The organism is Achromobacter sp. FW305-C-13 (assembly GCF_058783475.1).
Genome location: NZ_JBYSYN010000001.1, coordinates 820275 through 839170, shown reverse-complemented (window position 1 = coordinate 839170; position 18896 = coordinate 820275). Strand labels below are relative to the sequence as shown.

Genomic DNA, 18896 nt, shown 5'->3' with positions numbered 1-18896 from the left:
TAGCCCCCCGCCCGGCCGTGTCCGGCCCGACTCAGGAATTTCCCCGCCCGATGACCACCCAGACCCACGCCCCGCTCAAGGATTCGATGGGGCCCGCGCAGTTGCGCGAGCTGTCAGCCGTACTTCAATCGATATGCGCCCGCTTCGACACCCGCCGGTTCCTTTCCACCGCGCTGGACGGCCTGGAAACGCTGACACTGATGGAGCGCGTGCGGCGCGCCAGCGATGCCGTCGCCGCGGGCGCCCATGACCTGCTTGGCGGGTATGTAGGCGTACTGGCATTGCTGATGGAAGCGGCGCCTCGCCTGGGCAACGGCTTCATGTCGCTCGTCGCGCCCGATTATGTGGGCCAGCATGGCCGCCAGGCCTTCGAACGCTCCATGGACGCGTTGAAATTCTTCACGCCGTTCGGCACGTCGGAATTCGCCGTACGCGAGTTCCTGCGCGACGACCTGCCCCGCGCGCTGGAGATCATGACGGCCTGGTCGCGACACCCCAACGACGCCGTGCGCCGCCTGGCCAGCGAAGGCACACGGCCGCGTCTGCCGTGGTCGTTCCGGCTGGGCGCCCTCGAAGCGTCTCCCGCACTTGCCGCCGCGATCCTCGACAATCTGCGCGCCGACCCAAGCCTGTATGTGCGCCGGTCCGTCGCCAACCACCTGAACGACATCACCAAGGCCAATCCGGCATGGGTGCTTGCACGCGCGGCGCAATGGGGCATCGAGGACCCGCATACGCGATGGATCATCCGCCATGCCCTGCGCACGCTGGTCAAGCAAGGCAGCGCGCAGGCGCTGGCGATGCTGGGCGCCGAATCCACCGCAGACATCGAGGTCGACGCATTCCAGGTGACGCCCGCCCGGCTTGTGCTCGGCGATACGCTCACCCTTGCCTGCACCTTACGCTCGACCGCGTCCGCGCCCCGGCGACTGATCGTCCTGTACCGCATCGGCTACGTGCGGCAAAACGGCGCCGCCACGTTCAAGGCGTTCAGGCTGAAAGAGCTGACCCTGGAACCAGGCCAGGCCATCACGCTCAGCCGCAGCCAGCAGATCCGCGACTTCACGACCCGCACGCACTACGCCGGCAGGCACGCGGTGCAGTTGTGCGTGAATGGCAGCATCGCCGCCCAGGGTTGGTTCGATCTGGCGCGGTGACGCCTGCCCGCTGGGCACAGGGCAGGGAAAACAGGAGCGCTCCATTCACTATTGTTAAAGCAAATGAAATTATTATCTTCATAACCGCCCAATTATCTTCCAAACGGAACAGTCCAGAATTGATCCCGTCAACTCAACCACCGGATCAATGCCATGACGACTTCCCAAATTGCCCTGATCACCGGCGCTTCGTCGGGCTTCGGGCTCATGACCGCCAAAGCGCTGGCCAAGGCCGGCCACACCGTCTACGCGTCGATGCGCGCGACCACGGACCGCAATGCGTCCCGCGTCGCGCAAGCCGCGCAATGGGCCGCCGACAACGCCGTGGACCTGCGCACCGTCGAACTTGACGTGCAGTCCGATTCCTCCGCAAACGTTGCCATTGGACAAGTCCTAGCCGAAGCGGGCAGGCTGGACGTCATCGTCCACAACGCCGGTCATATGGTCTTCGGCCCGGCCGAGGCTTTCACTCCGGAACAGTTGGCCCAGCAGTACGACGTGAACGTGCTGGGCGCGCAACGCGTCAACCGGGCGGCGTTGCCGCAATTGCGCAAGCAGGGCAAGGCGCTGCTGGTCTGGGTGGGTTCATCCTCGACGCGTGGCGGAACGCCCCCCTTCCTCGCGCCCTACTTCGCGGCCAAGGCCGCCATGGATGCGCTGGCCGTGTCGTACTCGACCGAACTTTCCCGCTGGGGAATCGAAACCACGATCATGGTGCCGGGCGCCTTCACCAAAGGCACGAACCACTTCGCCCATTCGGGCAAGCCCGAGGACACCCACATCGTCGCCGAGTACGAGCAAGGTCCCTATGCCGGCGTGGCCGCCAGGGCGCTCGAGGGGCTGGCGGGTCTGGAACCCAGCGATGCGGATCCCGAAGAAGTCGCCCGCCAGATCGTGCGCGTCGTCGGCCTTCCCCACGGCAAGCGTCCTTTCCGCGTCCACGTGGATCCCTCGCAGGACGGCGCGGAAGTCGTCAACGCCGTCGCGGACCGCATGCGTGCCGAGATATACAAAGCCATCGGCCTTGCCGACCTGCTTGGCCCCCGCCTCTGAGGCGCCTTGAGCTTGTTCGCCACGCTTGACGGCCACGCGAACGGCTCTCGGCAAGGCACGCAGTTACTGACCCTGGGCGCGGTACTGCGCGATCCATTTCACAGACTGCGCGATCCCTCCGAATGGAAAGAAATGCAGGCTTACCTCTCCATGTTCTTCTGTGAGCCCCGCAGCCAAGCGATCCACAAAAACATCCGGCCCAGCCGTGCCGAACAGCTTGCCCAGGGAAATACCGTACTTGGACCACATCGATGCGCATGCGCTGACGCCGCACAAGGCGGCATAGCGGGCAAGCACCGCGATCCCTGCGGGGCCCGGCACGCCCACGCGCACGGGATGCTCGATGCCACGCTCGCGCAGGGTTTTCAGCCACGCCAGCACGATGTCGGCATCAAATCCAAACTGCGTGACGATCAAGGGCGTCATGCCGCGCATGCCAATGCTGCGGCACTTGCGTTCAAGCACCTCCCACCGATCGGCCGCGCTCATGACCGGATGGCCTTCCGGATGCCCGCCTACGCCGACAACCTGGATGCCCGCACGCTCGAATACGCCGGTTTCGATCAACGAGGAACTATCGGCAAACGGCCCCAGCGGCGTCGACGGATCTCCTGCGATCACGAAGCAGCGCTCGACGCCGGCTTCAGCGACCGCGCGCTTGACGAAGGACTCAAGCTCCGCAAGCGAGGTGATACGGCGCGCAGAAAGGTGCGGCATGGGTACCAAGCCCAGTGCGCGCACGGCCCGCGCCGCGGCCAATCTCGCGTCGTTGTCCTGGCCTGGCAGATAGGGAATGGAAACGGTCGACCCCGGCAACATCCGCGGCGCCGCCGCGGTCAGCGCTGGAATGTCCTTCGCGCTGACTTCCAATGAATAGGCATCGGTGATGTGGCCGGGCAACTTGGGGGAACTGGGATGAATCAAGGGCATCAATGACAGGCACGCCGAACGGCTCGGCTAGCGGTTTACGTTCAACGGTGGGATTCAGCGAGTGACTTCTTGCGCAGGGGCCGAGGTGGCGCCAGCAGCCGGCTGGCGGGCCAGTTCGATGAAGGCCCGCACGTAGTCGATGGTAGTTTCTGCCTCGCGCGCGCCCAGGAAGATCTGCTTGGCGATGCCGCGCACGCCCAGCCGCACGGGCACCACGTCCATCCTGGCCGCGTATTCCTCGACCAGCCAGCGTGGCAGCGCCGCCACGCCGCGGCCGCTGGCCACCATCTGCACCATGATGTCGGTGGTTTCAATGGCTTTGTGGCGCTTGGGCGTCACACCGGCCGGCAACAGGAACTGGTTGTAGATGTCCAGGCGCTCGATGTCCACGGGATAGCTGATAAGCACTTCCTGGGTCAGCTGCTGGGGCTTTACGTACGCAGCCGTTGCCAGGGCATGGCCCTTGGGCACGACCAGCACCTGTTCGTAATCGAACACGGGCTCGAACTTCAGGCCCGGCTTGAACAGCGGATCAGGCGTGACCAGCAGGTCGATCTCGTAGCCGAACAGCGCGCCGATCCCGCCGAACTGGAACTTCTGCTTGACGTCCACATCCACGTCGGGCCATGCGGCCAGATAGGGGGACACCACTTTCAGCAGCCACTGGTAGCAAGGATGGCATTCCATCCCAATGCGCAGCGCCCCGCGCTCGCCCTGCGCGAACTGGCCCAGGCGCTCTTCGGCCAGGTCCAGTTGCGGCAGCACTCGGTTTGCCACCGCCAGCAGGTATTGACCGGCCTGCGTCAGGCGCAGGCTTCGACCTTCGCGCAGCCAGACGTCGGTGCCCAGTTGCTGCTCCAGCTTCTTCATGCTGTGGCTCAGGGCCGACTGGGTCAGGTTCAGCACGCCGGCTGCGGCCGTCAATGACCCTTGCTTTTCGACCTGCTGGACGATGCTGAGGTGGATGCGCTCAAGCATTCAGATGATTTCCGCTCATGGATTCGTGAAATAAAACCATTTTACTTCATCACCACCCTCCCCTAGTATGCGGATCCCGGCCTGTTGCTGCACCTGCACAAAAGCAGATGCGGCGCCGCGTAGACCCATTCATGTGAAGCAAAGATGACACGTCCACTCCGTCTCGTAGCAGTTTCCGGCGGACTGCAACGCCCCTCGAAGTCGGCAGCCCTGGCAGAGCACCTGCTGGACCTGATCGCCGACGAAGTCCCGTGTGAACAGCACCTGGTCGAACTGGGCCAGCTCGCCCCGCAACTGGCGGGCGCGGTCTGGCGCTCGCAGCTGCCCGACACGGTGGAGCGCGAACTTGCCGCGGTCGAGCAGGCTGACATCCTGGTGGTGACCACCCCGGTCTACCGCGGCTCGTACACGGGACTGTTCAAGCACTTCTTCGACTTCATTCATCAGGACGCCTTGATCGACACGCCCGTCTTGTTGGCGGCCACCGGTGGCAGCGAACGCCATGCCCTGATGATCGATCACCAATTGCGGCCGCTGTTCAGCTTCTTCCAGGCACGTACGCTGCCGCTGGGCGTCTACGCGACCGACAAGGATTTCGCCGACTACCGCCTGCAGGACGAGGCCCTGATCGAACGGGCCAGGCTGGCGGTCCAACGGGCGTTGCCCTTGGTCGAATTGATGCGCCCTTCAAGTGCTGCCACCGAGCGAGAAGCGGTCGCAGCCTGAACCCAAGTTAATCCGGCTGCCGCGTCGCGCGGCGATAGCGTCCGCCGACCAGCGGCAGACCGACTCAATTTTCGCAAAAATAATCACACCTAATCGCAATGAGCCAAGACTTCACCTTCAGCATCAAGAGCATCTCTTTTGATGAGAATTATCAGCCGTCCGACAGCACGCGCATCACGACCAACTTTGCCAATCTGGCCAGGGGCGCGAGCCGCCAGGAGAATTTGCGCAACACCCTGCGAATGATTGACCGGCGTTTCAACAGCCTGGCGCATTGGGACAACCCCAAGGGCGATCGTTACGCGGTTGAGCTCGAAATCATTTCCGTTGAAATGCACATTGGCGCGGAAGGCGGCAGTGACGTTTTTCCGCTGATCGAAATATTGAAAACCAATATCGTCGATCGGAAAAACAACGAACGCATTGAAGGCATTACCGGGAACAACTTCTCGTCCTACGTGCGCGACTACGACTTCAGCGTGCTGCTGTCGGAACACAACAACAATAAATCCACGTTCAGCACACCCGACAATTTCGGCGAATTGCACGGCAAGCTGTTCAAGCACTTTGTGAATTCAAGCACTTACAAAGCGCACTTCAGCAAGCCGCCCGTCATCTGCATCAGCGCGTCCAGCAGCAAGACCTACCATCGCACTGAAAACCAGCACCCCATCCTGGGCGTTGAATATCAGCAAAATGAATTCTCCCCGACGGATCAGTACTTCGAAAAAATGGGTTTGCAGGTCCGCTACTTCATGCCCCCGGGTAGCGCCGCGCCCTTGGCCTTTTACTTCCAAGGCGATCTGCTTGGCCACTACACCAATCTTGAGCTGATCAGCCTCATCAGCACGATGGATACGTTCCAGAAGATCTACCGCCCGGAGATCTACAACGCCAATTCCGCCGCCGGCAAACTCTATCAACCGAGCCTGAAGAACCAGGATTACTCGTTGACGCAGATTGTCTATGACCGCGAAGAACGCAGCCAGCTAGCCGTCAAGCAAGGGAAGTTCACGGAAGAGCACTTCATCAAGCCGTACGCAAAGACGCTCGAAAGCTGGGCCGCCAACTACGCCCTCTAATCACTCAAAACACACAAGACCACAGATCATGAAAAAGCTATTGCCCACCTCGACCGCCGGCAGCCTGCCCAAGCCTTCCTGGCTTGCCCAGCCCGAAAAGCTGTGGTCGCCGTGGAAACTGGAAGACCAGGAACTGGTCGAGGGCAAGCAAGACGCCCTGCGCCTGGCGCTGCAAGAACAACAACACGCCGGCATTGATATCGTCAGCGACGGCGAACAAACCCGTCAGCACTTCGTCACCACGTTCATCGAGCACCTGAGCGGCGTGGATTTCGAAAAGCGCGAAACCGTCCGCATTCGTGATCGCTATGACGCCAGCGTGCCCACCGTCGTGGGCGACGTCAGCCGCGAGAAGCCGGTTTTCGTTGAAGACGCCAAGTTCCTGCGCCAGCAAACCAAGCAACCCATCAAATGGGCCCTGCCTGGCCCCATGACGATGATCGACACGCTGTACGACGGCCACTACAAGAGCCGCGAAAAGCTGGCCTGGGAATTCGCCAAGATCCTGAACCAGGAAGCTCGGGAACTCGAGGCCGCAGGCGTCGACATCATTCAATTCGACGAGCCGGCATTCAACGTCTTCTTCGACGAAGTCAATGACTGGGGCATCGCCACCCTGGAACGCGCCATCGAAGGCCTGAAGTGCGAAACCGCCGTGCACATCTGCTACGGCTACGGTATCAAGGCCAACACCGACTGGAAGAAGACCCTGGGTTCGGAATGGCGTCAGTACGAGGAATCGTTCCCCAAGCTGCAGCAATCCAGTATCGACATCATCTCGCTGGAATGCCACAACTCGCACGTGCCGATCGATCTGCTCGAACTGATTCGCGGCAAGAAGGTCATGGTCGGCGCCATCGACGTGGCCAGCGACAAGGTTGAAACGCCGGAAGAAGTCGCCAATACGCTGCGCAAGGCGCTTAAGTTCGTGGACGCCGACAAGCTGTATCCGTGCACGAACTGCGGCATGGCGCCGTTGTCGCGCGCCATTGCGAAAGGCAAGCTGCTGGCGCTGAGCGAAGGCGCGGAGATTGTTCGGAAGGAACTGCTCGGCTGATGCTGAGCTGAAGTGGTAAGGGGGGTGAAGGGATCGTTGTTCTACCTACTGTTCCTTCAACCCCAGCGACTTCATCAATGGGGCGAACAGTTTCTTTTCGTCCTGCACACGCGCGGCGTAGTCGGCCACGCTCAGCGGTAGCGCCTCGGCGCCGGCGTCCAGGAACCGCGCCTTGATCTCCGGCCGCGCCAGCACCTTGTTGATTTCGCCGTTCATGCGAGCGACCACATCATCGCGGGTGCCGGCGGCGGCATACACGCCGAACAGGCTGTCCGCGAAAACGCCGTCAATGCCGGCCTCAGAAAAGGTGCGGATGTCGGGCGCGACAGCAGCCCGTTGCCGGCTCGCCACCGCCAGCACCTTCAGCTTGCCCGATTGCACCATGGGAAAGACCGTGGCCGGTCCAAACGCAAAGTCGATCTGGCCCGCGGCCAGGTCTTGTATCGCCGGCGCCACGCCGCGATATGGCGCATGGGTGGCCTGCATGCCAGTAGCCTGCTTGAGCAACTCGCCAGCCAGATGCGGCGTCGTGCCGTTGCCGGCCGAACCGTAGTTAAGCGGATTGGGCTGTTTGCGCGCGTATTCGACAAACGCTTCAAGCGTATCGACGCCCAGCGAGGACCGGACGAACAGGAACAACTGGCTGTTGGCCAACAAGGCGACCGGCCGCAGGTCCCGCTGCGGATCGAACGGCATGCTGGCGAACATCAGCGGGTTGACTGATTCAGTCGTCGACGGATTGAGCAAGAAGGTGTGATTGTCTCCGCCGTTGCGCACAACCTCGGCGCCCGCCACGTTGCCGCCCGCGCCGCCCCGATTCTCCACGATAACCGTCTGCTTCAAGGCCTCGGCCAAATGCGGCTGTACCGTGCGCGCCAGCACGTCGACCAGCCCGCCAGGGGCCAGCCCCACGACCAGGCGCACCGGCTTGGCAGGCCAAGCCTGAGACGGCGTTTGTGCATGGCTGCCCGTCGCCCAGCCCGTCAGCGCCAGCATCATCACGGCTAGGCAATGTCTACGCAGCAGCATGCGATTCTCCTTACCGGGCGCCACCGCGCGACCTGCGTACGGTGCGTCAAGTGCCGCACCCCGGTGAACCGCCGTGATGCCTCATCGCGGCGGCAGCCCTGCATCTGCCGCTCATTCTTCACAAAACTTTAAGCATAAAGAATCCCGGATAACCCTAGTTTGCGGGTGACGACAAGCACGGCTTAGCGATACCGCTTTAGTCCGAACGAAAAAAGGAGGACTCGAATTCGAGTCCTCCCGTTCTTATTGCAATCGCTGGCGGTTGCCCGCCAAGGACGTTATTCCCACTCAATCATCAACAGGCCCCGAAACCCGCGTGGGTAAGGGGTTTGGCGCAGATCGACTCAGCTTTTTATCGACAATTTTACCGTCGAAATCACTCATCTTTTTCTGGTGCGAGAGTTGGAGCGATTTGTAGGCTGTTCACACTTTCCAGCAGATTATCGATCTAAATACATCTTAGCGCACATCAGATCACCTCAAAACGACTACGCCTTCCCATCTGCCATGCCATCCCGGACCCAGGCTAGTGCTCGCACTCAAGAACCAATCACTAGCAAAGACCCACCAGAGGTAAGGCGTTCTGCGTCCATCCCAGGCCTTGCCTTTGTTGTGTTATTTAGTTTTTTAATGACAAGCGACTAAATGACACAACACACTCTGCCGATAGGCCTCAGACTCAACGATCGAACAGCCAGTGCTCGCTCTGGCAAAACGCAACCCAGCTTAAAACCCTTGTACTACACCCTGGTGCGCCGGACCACTTCGACATTCAGTCCCGAAAATCGCAACTGCCAGGAAGCAGCTTCCCGCTCGTCACTGCTTGGCCGGGCGCTGCGGTCTACGCCCTCGAAGGCGGTTGCCACATGCCGCAAAATGTCAATCTCGCGAGCATCCGAAGTGGCGGCGCGGACCAGTTCGGGCCAGGACAGCCAGGCGGCACGTGGGTCACATGCACCTGCGCCCGAAAAGCGTGCAGCGTAGCGGGCTACGACCAGAATGACTGGCTTCTCAGCCTGCTGACATTCGGCCACAGGCATGCCGACCGCCATCGCGATGTCGGCCGACGAGCGCTCGCCTACCCAGGCCGCGACGCGTTCAACCCATTGGTTCGCGGCGAGAAGGTTCCGCTTTCGACTCTCTCGTTCCCGGAGCGATTTGCCAAAGATGTCGTGCCACTTCAGCTGTACGAGCGCCACGGTGCCGCTTACCTTGTCCTGTACCACAGCATCGACATCGGTTAGCAGGGTGCCATCAGAGCGCCGGAGCGTGACACCCGAGGGCAGCACGGCATAGCGTGGCTCGTTGAAGACTGCGGCAAGATCTGAGCGAAATACCGCTTCCCGGCTATCTACCGCGCGATCCCAGTCACCGCGGTAGCATGACCTAAGATGCCTCACGACACCAACGAATGGGTTCAGCAACGCTGAAAGCGATGGAGCAAGGATAAATTCGCGCCCCATGTCCACGTAGAAGGGAAACGGCGTGTCATGATGCAGCAGCACCTCATCTACGGACTGGCAGTCTAGCGTCATGGCCTGCGAAACCTCTCTGATCCAATCGGGTTCAAGCCCCCGCTCCTGCCATACGCGCTCAAGGTCATCGCGCCTGATGAACATGGTCAACAGGTTGCGTAGGTCGATGCCCGGATGAGTCGTCTTGAGGCGAGTGGAAAATTCAATGTGGTGCAAAACGGCAGCCGCGGCAACGCAACATGCATCCTTCCACTCTCGAAAGGTCTTCCCGCCGATCATTGCGCCATCGGGGAGAGCTTCGGTCTCGTGCCAGATAGGCTGGAGATCGCGTACCCGCTGGCGGCTACGCTCAAACAGTTCCTCGTCGCCTGTATATCGAATGAACCAGCCGCCCATGTCAGTCCCCGACTTCTTATCAAGTCGCCTTCGAAGTCGCTTCAGCTGGCCCTTCGCCAAGTCAAGCTCTCCCCGCACCTCAGCGGCATCAAGCCTTTGGAGGCCCAGCCACGCCAATGCTTCGCGGTCTGCAGCCTCATGTTCATCGGATACGACTTCGATGCGCATCTTCGAGGCTCCGGTAGTCGTGTGACTAAGCCCGTACCTCTCCAGACTGGCTAGGCGGTGTAGCCAAGTCAGCTGTCCGCATCGCAGCAGATGGCCCTCCACGACTCTGGTCCACCTATTGGAGGACGGCCCCCAAGGCATAGGCCCCTCGACCTCGGCAACCCCCTTCAGCAGTGGCTTCAACGCGGGAGCGGCGCCCGCCAACATCCAGTGGCGCGCCTGGTCTCGCTGCAGGAGATGCTTTCGGTTAGGGGCCATCCGGAAGGCAAAGGCGCACATGTCCAGCGTCCGGAACACTTCCGTGATGGCCAATCGCTCGTAGCCCGCAAAGTAGCTGGCTGCGCGCGTTTGCTGGTCGATCAGCATCTTCGAAAGGAGATCAACTGCTGGTTGTGCACTCATCGGGCAGGAATGAAATTGAATGTTTTGATTGATTTTGTCACCGATTAGTCCGGGAGGTTTATATGACTACGGCAAAGAACGCTTCAGAAATCAGAAACCAGGTCGCAGTCTCAGAGCTTTCGTCAAAGACCTCTTCTACATCATCACCACTCTCCGAGTGCAAACTTATATCGCGCATTTTTCTAAAATTCCAACGATCGATTTCTTTATGCGAATAATCGCCGCCCTATACCTTCATATATTTATGCACGGCTCTATGACAATTTGGGTAAAGCAACGCAAAGCCGGATAGCGAACAACGTATGCCGAAGAATATGTCGATATAGGCTTCTTATGGTGAGCCTCAATGCACTCAACGCCGTACCGCTCGAAAACTGCAGCCCACAAATATCGCGGCGGAATTATGCTTCGACTTTACGATGGAAACCGCTTTCATGTTTCGCTCCGCCAAGAGATGAGTAACATACCTCCTGTCACCCTCGGTGTACGAGACACCGGTTTCCTCCAACAGCTGTTCTTCAAACAGCAGTAGACACAGCCCCTCTGCAGAGAACGACAAAACCATCATGGAGTTCCGTAACTCCGAAGTTTCCTTGATAAACCCATCGGTCGGGGGATTCAATGAACGAACAGAATCGGATAGCGATTCTTCGGTTGATTAATCAAAACCGCATTTGCCTTCTCCGAACGAGAGCATTCGACCGTTTGCCGATGATCAGTTTTGGTCAATCGTCAGGAACGAACTCACCTTCCGGGTCAGGGCGGGCAGATCGGAAACCTCGCACTCCCACACGATCAGAACCTGCCAGCCCAGGATGTCCAGAGCCATCACTGCCTGACTATCGCGTCGAATATTGCCCTCTAGCTTATCCAGCCAGAACTGCGCGTTTGACTTTGGCGTATAGGCAAATCTGCATCCGGTATGCCGATGCCAGAAACAGCCATGGACAAAAATCACCTTCTTCAGACGCGGAAAAACCAAATCTGGAGAACCCGGCAGATCCTTGCGGTGCAGCCGATAACGGAAGCCCATTCCGTGAACAAGCTTGCGGACAACCAGTTCCGGCTTGGTGTTCTTTCCCTTGATGCCTGCCATCATTCGGGAACGCTTTTCAGGTGAAACGATATCCATCAGCGCCTCTACCGGGACCACACATTCGCGGATATCGGGGCAAGGGTGCTTGCCACGCCGAACAGCCATTTCGCCATAGGCGCCATCCTCGTTGATGCGATCGAGCTTGCAAGCGCCTACCGAAAACTGAGAAGAAAAAAAAATCCATGTGAAATTCATACAATCATGAAAGTACACCCAACTTATGCCTTCGCAGGCTCTCAGGCGAGACATGCCGGCGGCTTCATTACACTATGACACAATGCACCATTTGGCGCCCGGCAGACGTAACGTCAAGCCGAGTCGCGGCGCGTGGTGTGAACAGGCCTGAGACGCCGACCACCTGCACTCCGTGCAGATGGTCCTGGCGCATGTTCCCTATGAGAGATACCGGATGTCCATCCAAACCGAACTGCGAAAGTCGCAGTCCAGCAAGACCTACGAAAAACCCGACACCCCGACTGCCGACCTGCCCTCCTCGAATGGCAAGAATTCCCGCGCCTCGACCTCCGATCACAAGTTGATCCGCGACAAGCTGCAGCGCATACAGAACGGCGGAGAGATCCGCTACATGGATATGTTCGCCGGATGTGGCGGCATCTCCCTGGGCTTCCTGACTGCCGGTTTCACGCCGGTCGCATCCATCGAACTGGACCCGTGGGCTGCAAAGTCGCACGGAGCCAACTTCGGCTCGCGCTCGGTCGGGGGTGACAAGGAAGCGCACCACACCCCCCGCGACGCGGTAACCGAAACCGCAGACACTGTCTTCGGCGATCTGGGATTGCAGGGTGCCACGGACCGCCAGATCGATGTCCTCGTCGGCGGCCCCCCCTGTCAGGCGTTCGCCCGTGTAGGCCGGGCCAAGCTCCGCGAGCAGGCGCGCCTGCGTGAAGAGGTCACGGCAGACCAGGCATTCCTCGTAGACGGTCGGGTGAGCCTGTGGGAGCGGTACGTCGCGTTCATCCGGGCGACAAAGCCCGTCGCGCTACTGATGGAGAACGTGCCGGACATCCTGAACCATGGCGGCACCAACGTTGCCGAGCTGGTTTCGAAGAGCCTTGCCGATGAAGGCTACGACGTTGCCTACACGCTGCTAAACTCCGTCTGGTACGGGGTTCCTCAGATGCGGGAGCGGATGATTCTTGTCGGTATCCACCGTTCTGCCGGCATCAAACCCCGGTTTCCCGTGCCGACGCACCACCTCGTTCTGCCCTCCGGCTATACCAGCTCCAAGAATGCTGCGCGCCGCGTGCTGAAGGCCGAAGGCTCGGCGCACCATCGCTGGATCCCGGACCCCGCACCCGACTCTCCCGCGGCCACCTCGGCCTCTGACGCCCTTGCGGATCTCCCGCCCCGGTTTGCCAGAGAATTGTTGAGTAGCGGCGCCATCCGCCGCGGGGCAAAGGATCCGGCAGAGTCCGTCGAGTACACGACCCAAAATCCGACAACACCCTACTCACGTCTGATGCGGGAGTGGAAGGGCTTTGCGACCAAGTCCACGACCGGCCATGTCTTCCGATACCTCCCCCGGGATTACAAGATCTTTGCCGAGATTCAGCCTGGCTGGGAGTACCCGCAGGTGCATGCCTATGTCGAGCAGAAAATCGCTACTTGGCTAGCCAACCGTAAGAAGCGCGGCTTGCCTACAGATCCGCGAAACGCGGATGTCAGTTCCTACATCACGGCTTGGCGCATTCCGTACGACCCGGGAAAGTTTCCGAACAAGTGGTGGAAGCTCCGCGCTGATGCCCCGGTACGTACGCTGATGGCGCACCTCGGCAAGGACTCCTATTCCCACATCCACTTTGACTCGGATCAGGCACGCACCATCACGGTACGCGAGGCTGCGCGGCTCCAATCTTTCCCGGACGGTTTCATTTTCAAGGGATCGATGAACCCGGCATTCAAGCAGATCGGGAACGCCGTCCCGCCGCTGTTTGCCTATGCCATTGCTCGTGGAATCCGGGAGTGCCTGGGCGCCCCCAGGACACCAGACATGCGCGTATCCCTGCTGGGCCTGGACCCATCACAGATCAAGACCACCGAGGGAACGAAGTGAAGTTCACCATCCTCCGACTGCTGAAACCGTCCGAACTAGGCATGTTTCACGAATACCGCCGTCAGGGAAAGGAACGCGCCAAGCAGCGCGCCATCAACTTCGACTGGGACGTCGTCGACATAGTCTTTCCCTCCGCCGAAGACCAGGACATCATCCCCATCAACTGCCGGCGCCTGGAAGACGAGCACACCGTCGTAGAGGTTGCCTCTTGGCTGAAGCGGCAGCACCGAAACTGGAGATTCGAAGGAGACTGCCCGACGAGTCCCTTCTACAGATTTGTCGACCCTGGTGTTCTGTTTGCAATGGTCGTGGACGCCTCGACTACCCCGGCCAATGCATCCTGGGTTGTCATCCCCGCAGACCACCCAGCCCATTCTTCGATCCTCGGCCATGGAGAAAGCGCCCGGCTAGGTAAATCCGCAATGATCGCGTTGTACGGTGATGAGGGCCAGCACTGCCAGACAGTGCTCTCGGATCACTTCCCCCAGGTATTCAAGGAGGCAAAAACTGTGTCCGCGACGTCATACAAAGAAAACGACAATAACCACAACGACGATGACGCCGCCCCGGACCCGCTCGGCCTTTTCAAGATCCTGGCGCGTGCCGGTCACAGTCTGCCCAGCGCTGTGGCCGATCTCGTGGACAACAGCCTTTCGCATGGCGCGCGGGAAATCAACATCACATTCCCGAATCCCAATGCGGGCGGCCGATGGATGTGCATCCGCGACGACGGCACCGGCATGACGCCATCGGGCCTGCGAGACGCAATGAAGATCGGGCACCAGCGTGAATACGACGATGGCGACCTGGGCAAGTTCGGCTATGGGCTCAAGGGTGCGGCTTGGTCTCAGGCCGATCGCCTGACGGTAGTGTCGAAGGCTGCCGAAAACCATTCTACAACCCTCACCTGGGACAAGGAACATCTTGCCAAGACGCGCCGTTGGGCGCTGCTAAGCGACCCGGTGGCTCCCGAGCATGTCTCTGCTGTGGCCATCGGCGACTCGGGCACAGCCGTGCTGCTCACGCAGATGCGTCCCTCAATGGAGCCTGCCAGGGGTAAGTCAGATTCCCCCTATGCGCAGGAGCTTGCCGCCATCAAGTCGCACCTCGAACTTGTCTTTCACCGGTACCTTGAAGGCAAGGCGCGCGGGCGCGAGAAGGTCGTCATCCGATTGAATGATGACATCCTGCGCGCCAACAACCCCATGGGACATCCTCTGACGAAGGAGTATGACCAGCATCGCATCGAGCTTCCCGGTCTTACGCCGGACAAGACGCCGGCACTCTATGTACGAGCTTATGTCACACCGAACGAGGCAGAGTTCGAAGAGTACGTCAAGGATTTGCCACCGCTGGGGCAACGCGTCGAACGCGACCGCCACACCCTGAACGGCAGGGCCAACGATGCACAGGGCATGTACTTCTATCGGCTTGACCGGCTTATCAAATGGGGTGGCTGGGAAGATCTCTTCGCCAAGGATGAACACACCAAGCTAATTCGTGTCGCAGTCGACTTTGACAGGCTGGCAGATGAGCAGTTGCAGGTAGATATCAGCAAGCAGCTCATTCGCCTGCCCTTTGCGATCACTAAGCCCCTCGAAGCCCTGATTAAAGGCCCTCGCGCAGCCGCCCGCCTCCGGTACAACAAAAAGGAAAAGCCTGCGCCGGCACCGAAAGGAGGCGGCCGTACTGTGTCGCCGACCGTCACGCCAGCGCCGGGCGGTTTGATCCCTCCAACGACAGCGCCGGGAGCCCCCCCGGCTCCAGCCCCCACAGCGAAAAAAGACAGGACTTCAATCCGCCTCGTCAGCAGCGGCGACAAGCCATGGCAACGCAAGACGGGATTCAAGGGCGAAGAAGTCGAGGTCACCCCCCTGATGCCGACGCTGGTAACGCTCGTACAACTCATTGACAAGGATGCCGAGGTCAAGACTGCTCTCTCTGAATTCCTTCGCGCGCTGGAGACAGCCGGTGTCCCGGACCAGTTTTCGGACAAGGCCTGATGCAGATCCGACTTCCGCTTCCCCTCACGCTGAAGCCCAGGCTGGCCCTGTGGACCGACGGAACCGCCTGGACCAACTGGTCCCGGCATGAAGCTTATCTGAGGTCTCAACCCAAGTGGAAGCCGCACCAGATTGCGTCGGTCGCGGAAGAGTCACTGCGGATCATCTCAAAGACAACGCCCATCGCTCGCCCGGAATTCCAGTGCCGCGGGCTGGTCGTCGGCTACGTCCAGTCCGGCAAGACAGCCAATTTCACAGCTGTAGCGGCGCGAGCGGCTGATGTCGGCTATCGCCTGATCATCGTTCTTTCCGGCATCCACGATTCGCTGCGGAACCAGACGCAGCAACGCCTGGACCTGGAGCTTGCCGGGACCGGCGTCGACTGGATCACGCTGACCGATGCGGCTGCAGACTTTCGTGAACCGAAGGTGGCCGACGGATTCGCATCGACGGGTACCGTTCTGATCGTCGCCAAAAAAATCACTCCGATCCTGAATCGGCTCAACCAGTGGTTCGGAAAACTCGAAGGCCGCCTCGCTGATGTACCGGTTCTTCTCATCGATGACGAGGCCGATCAGGCTTCCATCAATACACGCGGAAATCGACGTGATCCCAGTATCGACGCGGACACCGAACCGGATGCCGACACGGCCCCGTCACTGACCAACGCGCTAATTCGCGACATTCTCAGCAAGATTCCGCGGGCTACATACATCGCCTACACGGCGACGCCATTCGCCAACATCCTTATAGACCCGGACGCCAGCGACAACCAGGTCGGAGAAGACCTGTTCCCCAAGGACTTCGTCGTGCAGCTTCCGCGGCCTGACGGCTACACAGGGACCGAGGAGCTTTTCGGCATCAGTGCGCAAGGGCGTGACGTACTCCGCCCCGTAGACCCGGCGGATGTGAAGGCTCTGAAGCCGAAGCAGCGCAAAAGGAGTGAGACGATCGTTGCCCGGGGTCCGCTGGATCTACCCCAGTCGCTCGCCGATGCCCTTCTGACGTTTGCACTAGCCGGCGCCATCAGGTTGCTGCGCGGCCAGTCGGGCAAGCCGAACACGATGCTGGTGCACGTATCCCAGCTCCAGCAGGACCAGTTACGCATTGGTGAAGCGATCGAGGAACAGATCCGCAACTGGTTCCATCATGAGAGTGCCGAACCCGGTGTACTCAAGCAGATGTTCCGGTCAACGCTCACAGGACTGGGACAGGTCGATCTGCCCTGCAGCGAAGAGGCTCTCCTGGAAGAGGCAGTGACGAACCTGGCCCGTCTGATCGTCGTTGTGCTCAACAGCACGACGGGCGACGAACTGGAGTACGACGCCAAGCCTGGGCGACAGCTCGTTGCAGTGGGCGGCAATCGGCTGTCACGCGGCCTGACGCTTGAGGGACTGACAATCGCCTACTTCCTGCGCACCACAACGCTGGCGGACGCGCTGCTGCAGATGGCCCGCTGGTATGGTTTCAGGACAGGCTATGAAGACCTGATCCGCATCTGGACAACCGAGGGCATCGCTCAGTGGTTTGTGGAACTGGCGCTTGTTGAGGAGTCCCTGCGGGATTCCATCACAGCACTGAACAAGGCCGGCCGCAGGCCAGACCAGATGGCCATCCGGATGCGCGCCCATTCAAAGCTCCTGCTCACCAGCAAGAACAAGAGCAGGATGCAGGCTGATGAAGCTCAGTCATGGTCTGGCGAGAACCCGCAGACAATTCTGTTTCCCATGCAGGATCGGGAATTGCTGGAACGGAACGTCGACCGAGCGTCTGCCCTGCTGCGACAGCATCCTCCGACGCAGGATGCACACGGCGGCGCCATCGCCCACGATGTGCCGGCCGAGGACATCGCACTGTTCCTGCGGCGTTATGAAGGACACCCGAACAGCATTGCGTTTCAGGGCGCAGAGATTGCTGACTGGATCCTGGAACGCGCTGAAGCGGGAGAGCTGACGAACTGGACCATATTCGTAGCCAACCCGCAGCGGGAACGCGCGGTTCTGCTAGGTGGAAGGCCGTTCGGCCTTGTTCAACGTTCGTTGCAGGCCAACGAATCGATCGGCATCCTTATCGATCCTCGCCATGAAGGTGTTGATCTGCATGGCGGGCCGGAAAACTACCGCGCTGCCTCAGGCTTCAATGCCCGCGCAATGCGCGAGGACCGACCTGCGCAGCAGGGCTTGCTCCTGCTCTATCCCCTCGATCCCGAACCGCTCCGCGCGCCAACACAGGCCGTGCTGGGCCTTGCGTTATCGCTGCCCCGCACTGCAGACGGCGAACAAAGGTTTGTCGTGAACCGTGGGGTCCGCAATGGTTGAGATCACACAGGACCGCTGGGCAAGCTTGCGCGAGCAGCGGCTTCCACACGAGGCCATCTACGAACAAGCTGCAAAAGACATGGAAGCGGCGCTGATCGGCGTGTCAGACGACGGACGGCTGCACCTGCTGCTGGCAATCGACGTCGCCCCGAAAAACCTGCCGCCGGACCTGCAAAGCCTTCAGGTCCGCACCCTGGAAGGCGAACAGACCTGGCTGGATGTCTCCGCCCGCAGCCACCACGAAGAACTGCTTACGCTGGTCACCAACAAGGTCCTCCATGCCATCCGCATCGAAGGCCGCGATCCTGCTGTCTCGGTTGAACGAATCATCGACGACATGCGCGCGGCATTACGCCCGCTCGCACCAGAGCTCAGCACGGCAGAGCAGATCGGCCTATTCGGCGAACTCTGGGTGCTCTCGAATGTGCTGTTCCCAACCCTCGGCAGCCGGGTCTGTCACCTCTGGAGCGGCCCGGAAAGGGAGCGACACGATTTCGTCGGACAAGGCGTCCACGTCGAAGTAAAGACCACCACGCGATCTGAGCCGAAACACGAGATTTCCCGCCTCGATCAGCTCAAGGCCCCCGCCAGCAAACGCCTTCTGTTCGTGAGCGTGATGCTGGAGAAAAGCTTGGGCGGCGACGAAACGCTGGCAGACCGCATCGATGAAATTCGAGAGAAGCTGGGATCGGATGGACGTGCGCTCGACGCCTTCGATTCACGCCTGGCTCAACTCGGCTGGCATGAAGGCCTTCGGCAGACTGGAGCCTTGCTGCGGTTCACATTCCGCGACGTTCACGTCTTCGAGGTTGTCGGCGACTTTCCCAGGCTCCCCGATGATTACTTGCCGCCACTTGGCGTGACTGGAATCAAGTACAGCATCAACGTCGGAAGCCTCCCGTCGCTCGACGTTTCCGAAGTCCAGGAAGTTCTTTTGACCGCCTGATGCGCC

14 protein-coding genes are annotated in these 18896 nt (G+C 60.3%); 9 read left to right on the top strand and 5 right to left on the bottom strand.

Translation table 11 applies throughout. The annotated features are described in order from the left end of the window. Window positions 1-50 precede the first annotated feature (50 nt). A complete protein-coding gene (locus tag AC3WMU_RS03725; protein WP_492281854.1) occupies window positions 51-1157 on the top strand; it encodes a DNA alkylation repair protein in 1107 nt (368 codons plus the stop codon). A gap of 153 nt (window positions 1158-1310) precedes the next feature. After that, on the top strand, window positions 1311-2210 hold the full coding sequence (locus AC3WMU_RS03720; protein WP_492281853.1) for an SDR family oxidoreductase: 900 nt from the start codon (window positions 1311-1313) through the stop codon (window positions 2208-2210). A gap of 63 nt (window positions 2211-2273) precedes the next feature. On the opposite strand, the gene AC3WMU_RS03715 is transcribed toward AC3WMU_RS03720, so the two are convergent. Both AC3WMU_RS03715 and AC3WMU_RS03710 read right to left on the bottom strand, forming a co-directional pair. Then, window positions 2274-3140, bottom strand: a complete 867-nt coding sequence (locus tag AC3WMU_RS03715; RefSeq protein ID WP_492282349.1) for a methylenetetrahydrofolate reductase — start codon at window positions 3138-3140, stop codon at window positions 2274-2276. A gap of 54 nt (window positions 3141-3194) precedes the next feature. Further along, window positions 3195-4118 carry a LysR family transcriptional regulator gene (locus tag AC3WMU_RS03710; protein ID WP_006224245.1) on the bottom strand — a complete coding sequence of 308 codons (924 nt, stop codon included), beginning with the start codon at window positions 4116-4118 and terminating at the stop codon, window positions 3195-3197. A gap of 144 nt (window positions 4119-4262) precedes the next feature. Between AC3WMU_RS03710 and msuE the strand changes: the two genes are divergently transcribed. The 3 genes from msuE (at window position 4263) to AC3WMU_RS03695 (ending at window position 6983) form a co-directional block, all read left to right on the top strand. Beyond that, window positions 4263-4844, top strand: coding sequence for an FMN reductase (msuE, locus tag AC3WMU_RS03705; RefSeq protein ID WP_280025953.1), 582 nt, complete (start codon window positions 4263-4265; stop codon window positions 4842-4844). 98 nt (window positions 4845-4942) lie between these two features. Further along, window positions 4943-5926 carry a DUF1852 domain-containing protein gene (locus tag AC3WMU_RS03700; RefSeq protein ID WP_006224243.1) on the top strand — a complete coding sequence of 328 codons (984 nt, stop codon included), beginning with the start codon at window positions 4943-4945 and terminating at the stop codon, window positions 5924-5926. A gap of 28 nt (window positions 5927-5954) precedes the next feature. After that, entirely contained in the window at window positions 5955-6983 is a 1029-nt protein-coding gene (locus AC3WMU_RS03695; RefSeq protein ID WP_315131324.1) for a methionine synthase, read from the top strand. Window positions 6984-7028: 45 nt separating this feature from the next. Here the strand turns inward: AC3WMU_RS03695 and AC3WMU_RS03690 are convergent, their stop codons facing one another. From AC3WMU_RS03690 to AC3WMU_RS03680, 3 genes are all read right to left on the bottom strand, one after another. After that, the gene (locus tag AC3WMU_RS03690) at window positions 7029-8012 is read right to left on the bottom strand and encodes a Bug family tripartite tricarboxylate transporter substrate binding protein (protein ID WP_492281852.1); all 984 of its coding nucleotides are present in this window, start codon (window positions 8010-8012) and stop codon (window positions 7029-7031) included. Window positions 8013-8752: 740 nt separating this feature from the next. After that, on the bottom strand, window positions 8753-10051 hold the full coding sequence (locus AC3WMU_RS03685) for a hypothetical protein (protein ID WP_492281851.1): 1299 nt from the start codon (window positions 10049-10051) through the stop codon (window positions 8753-8755). Window positions 10052-11168: 1117 nt separating this feature from the next. Further along, a complete protein-coding gene (locus AC3WMU_RS03680; protein ID WP_492281850.1) occupies window positions 11169-11744 on the bottom strand; it encodes a very short patch repair endonuclease in 576 nt (191 codons plus the stop codon). A gap of 214 nt (window positions 11745-11958) precedes the next feature. Between AC3WMU_RS03680 and AC3WMU_RS03675 the strand changes: the two genes are divergently transcribed. Genes AC3WMU_RS03675 through AC3WMU_RS03660 form a run of 4 tightly spaced genes read left to right on the top strand, consistent with a single transcriptional unit; the run spans window position 11959 to window position 18890 of the window. Beyond that, window positions 11959-13623: a DNA cytosine methyltransferase gene (locus AC3WMU_RS03675; protein WP_492281849.1), complete on the top strand. Its 1665-nt coding sequence runs from the start codon at window positions 11959-11961 to the stop codon at window positions 13621-13623. Then, a complete protein-coding gene (locus AC3WMU_RS03670; RefSeq protein ID WP_492281848.1) occupies window positions 13620-15626 on the top strand; it encodes an ATP-binding protein in 2007 nt (668 codons plus the stop codon). Before AC3WMU_RS03675 ends, AC3WMU_RS03670 begins: the two co-directional genes overlap by 4 nt. Further along, window positions 15626-17944 (top strand): Z1 domain-containing protein, encoded by a 2319-nt coding sequence (locus AC3WMU_RS03665; RefSeq protein ID WP_492281847.1) that lies wholly within the window; start codon window positions 15626-15628, stop codon window positions 17942-17944. The genes AC3WMU_RS03670 and AC3WMU_RS03665 overlap by 1 nt, the downstream gene beginning before the upstream one ends. Beyond that, on the top strand, window positions 17937-18890 hold the full coding sequence (locus AC3WMU_RS03660) for a PD-(D/E)XK motif protein (protein WP_492281846.1): 954 nt from the start codon (window positions 17937-17939) through the stop codon (window positions 18888-18890). The genes AC3WMU_RS03665 and AC3WMU_RS03660 overlap by 8 nt, the downstream gene beginning before the upstream one ends. Window positions 18891-18896: the final 6 nt, after the last annotated feature.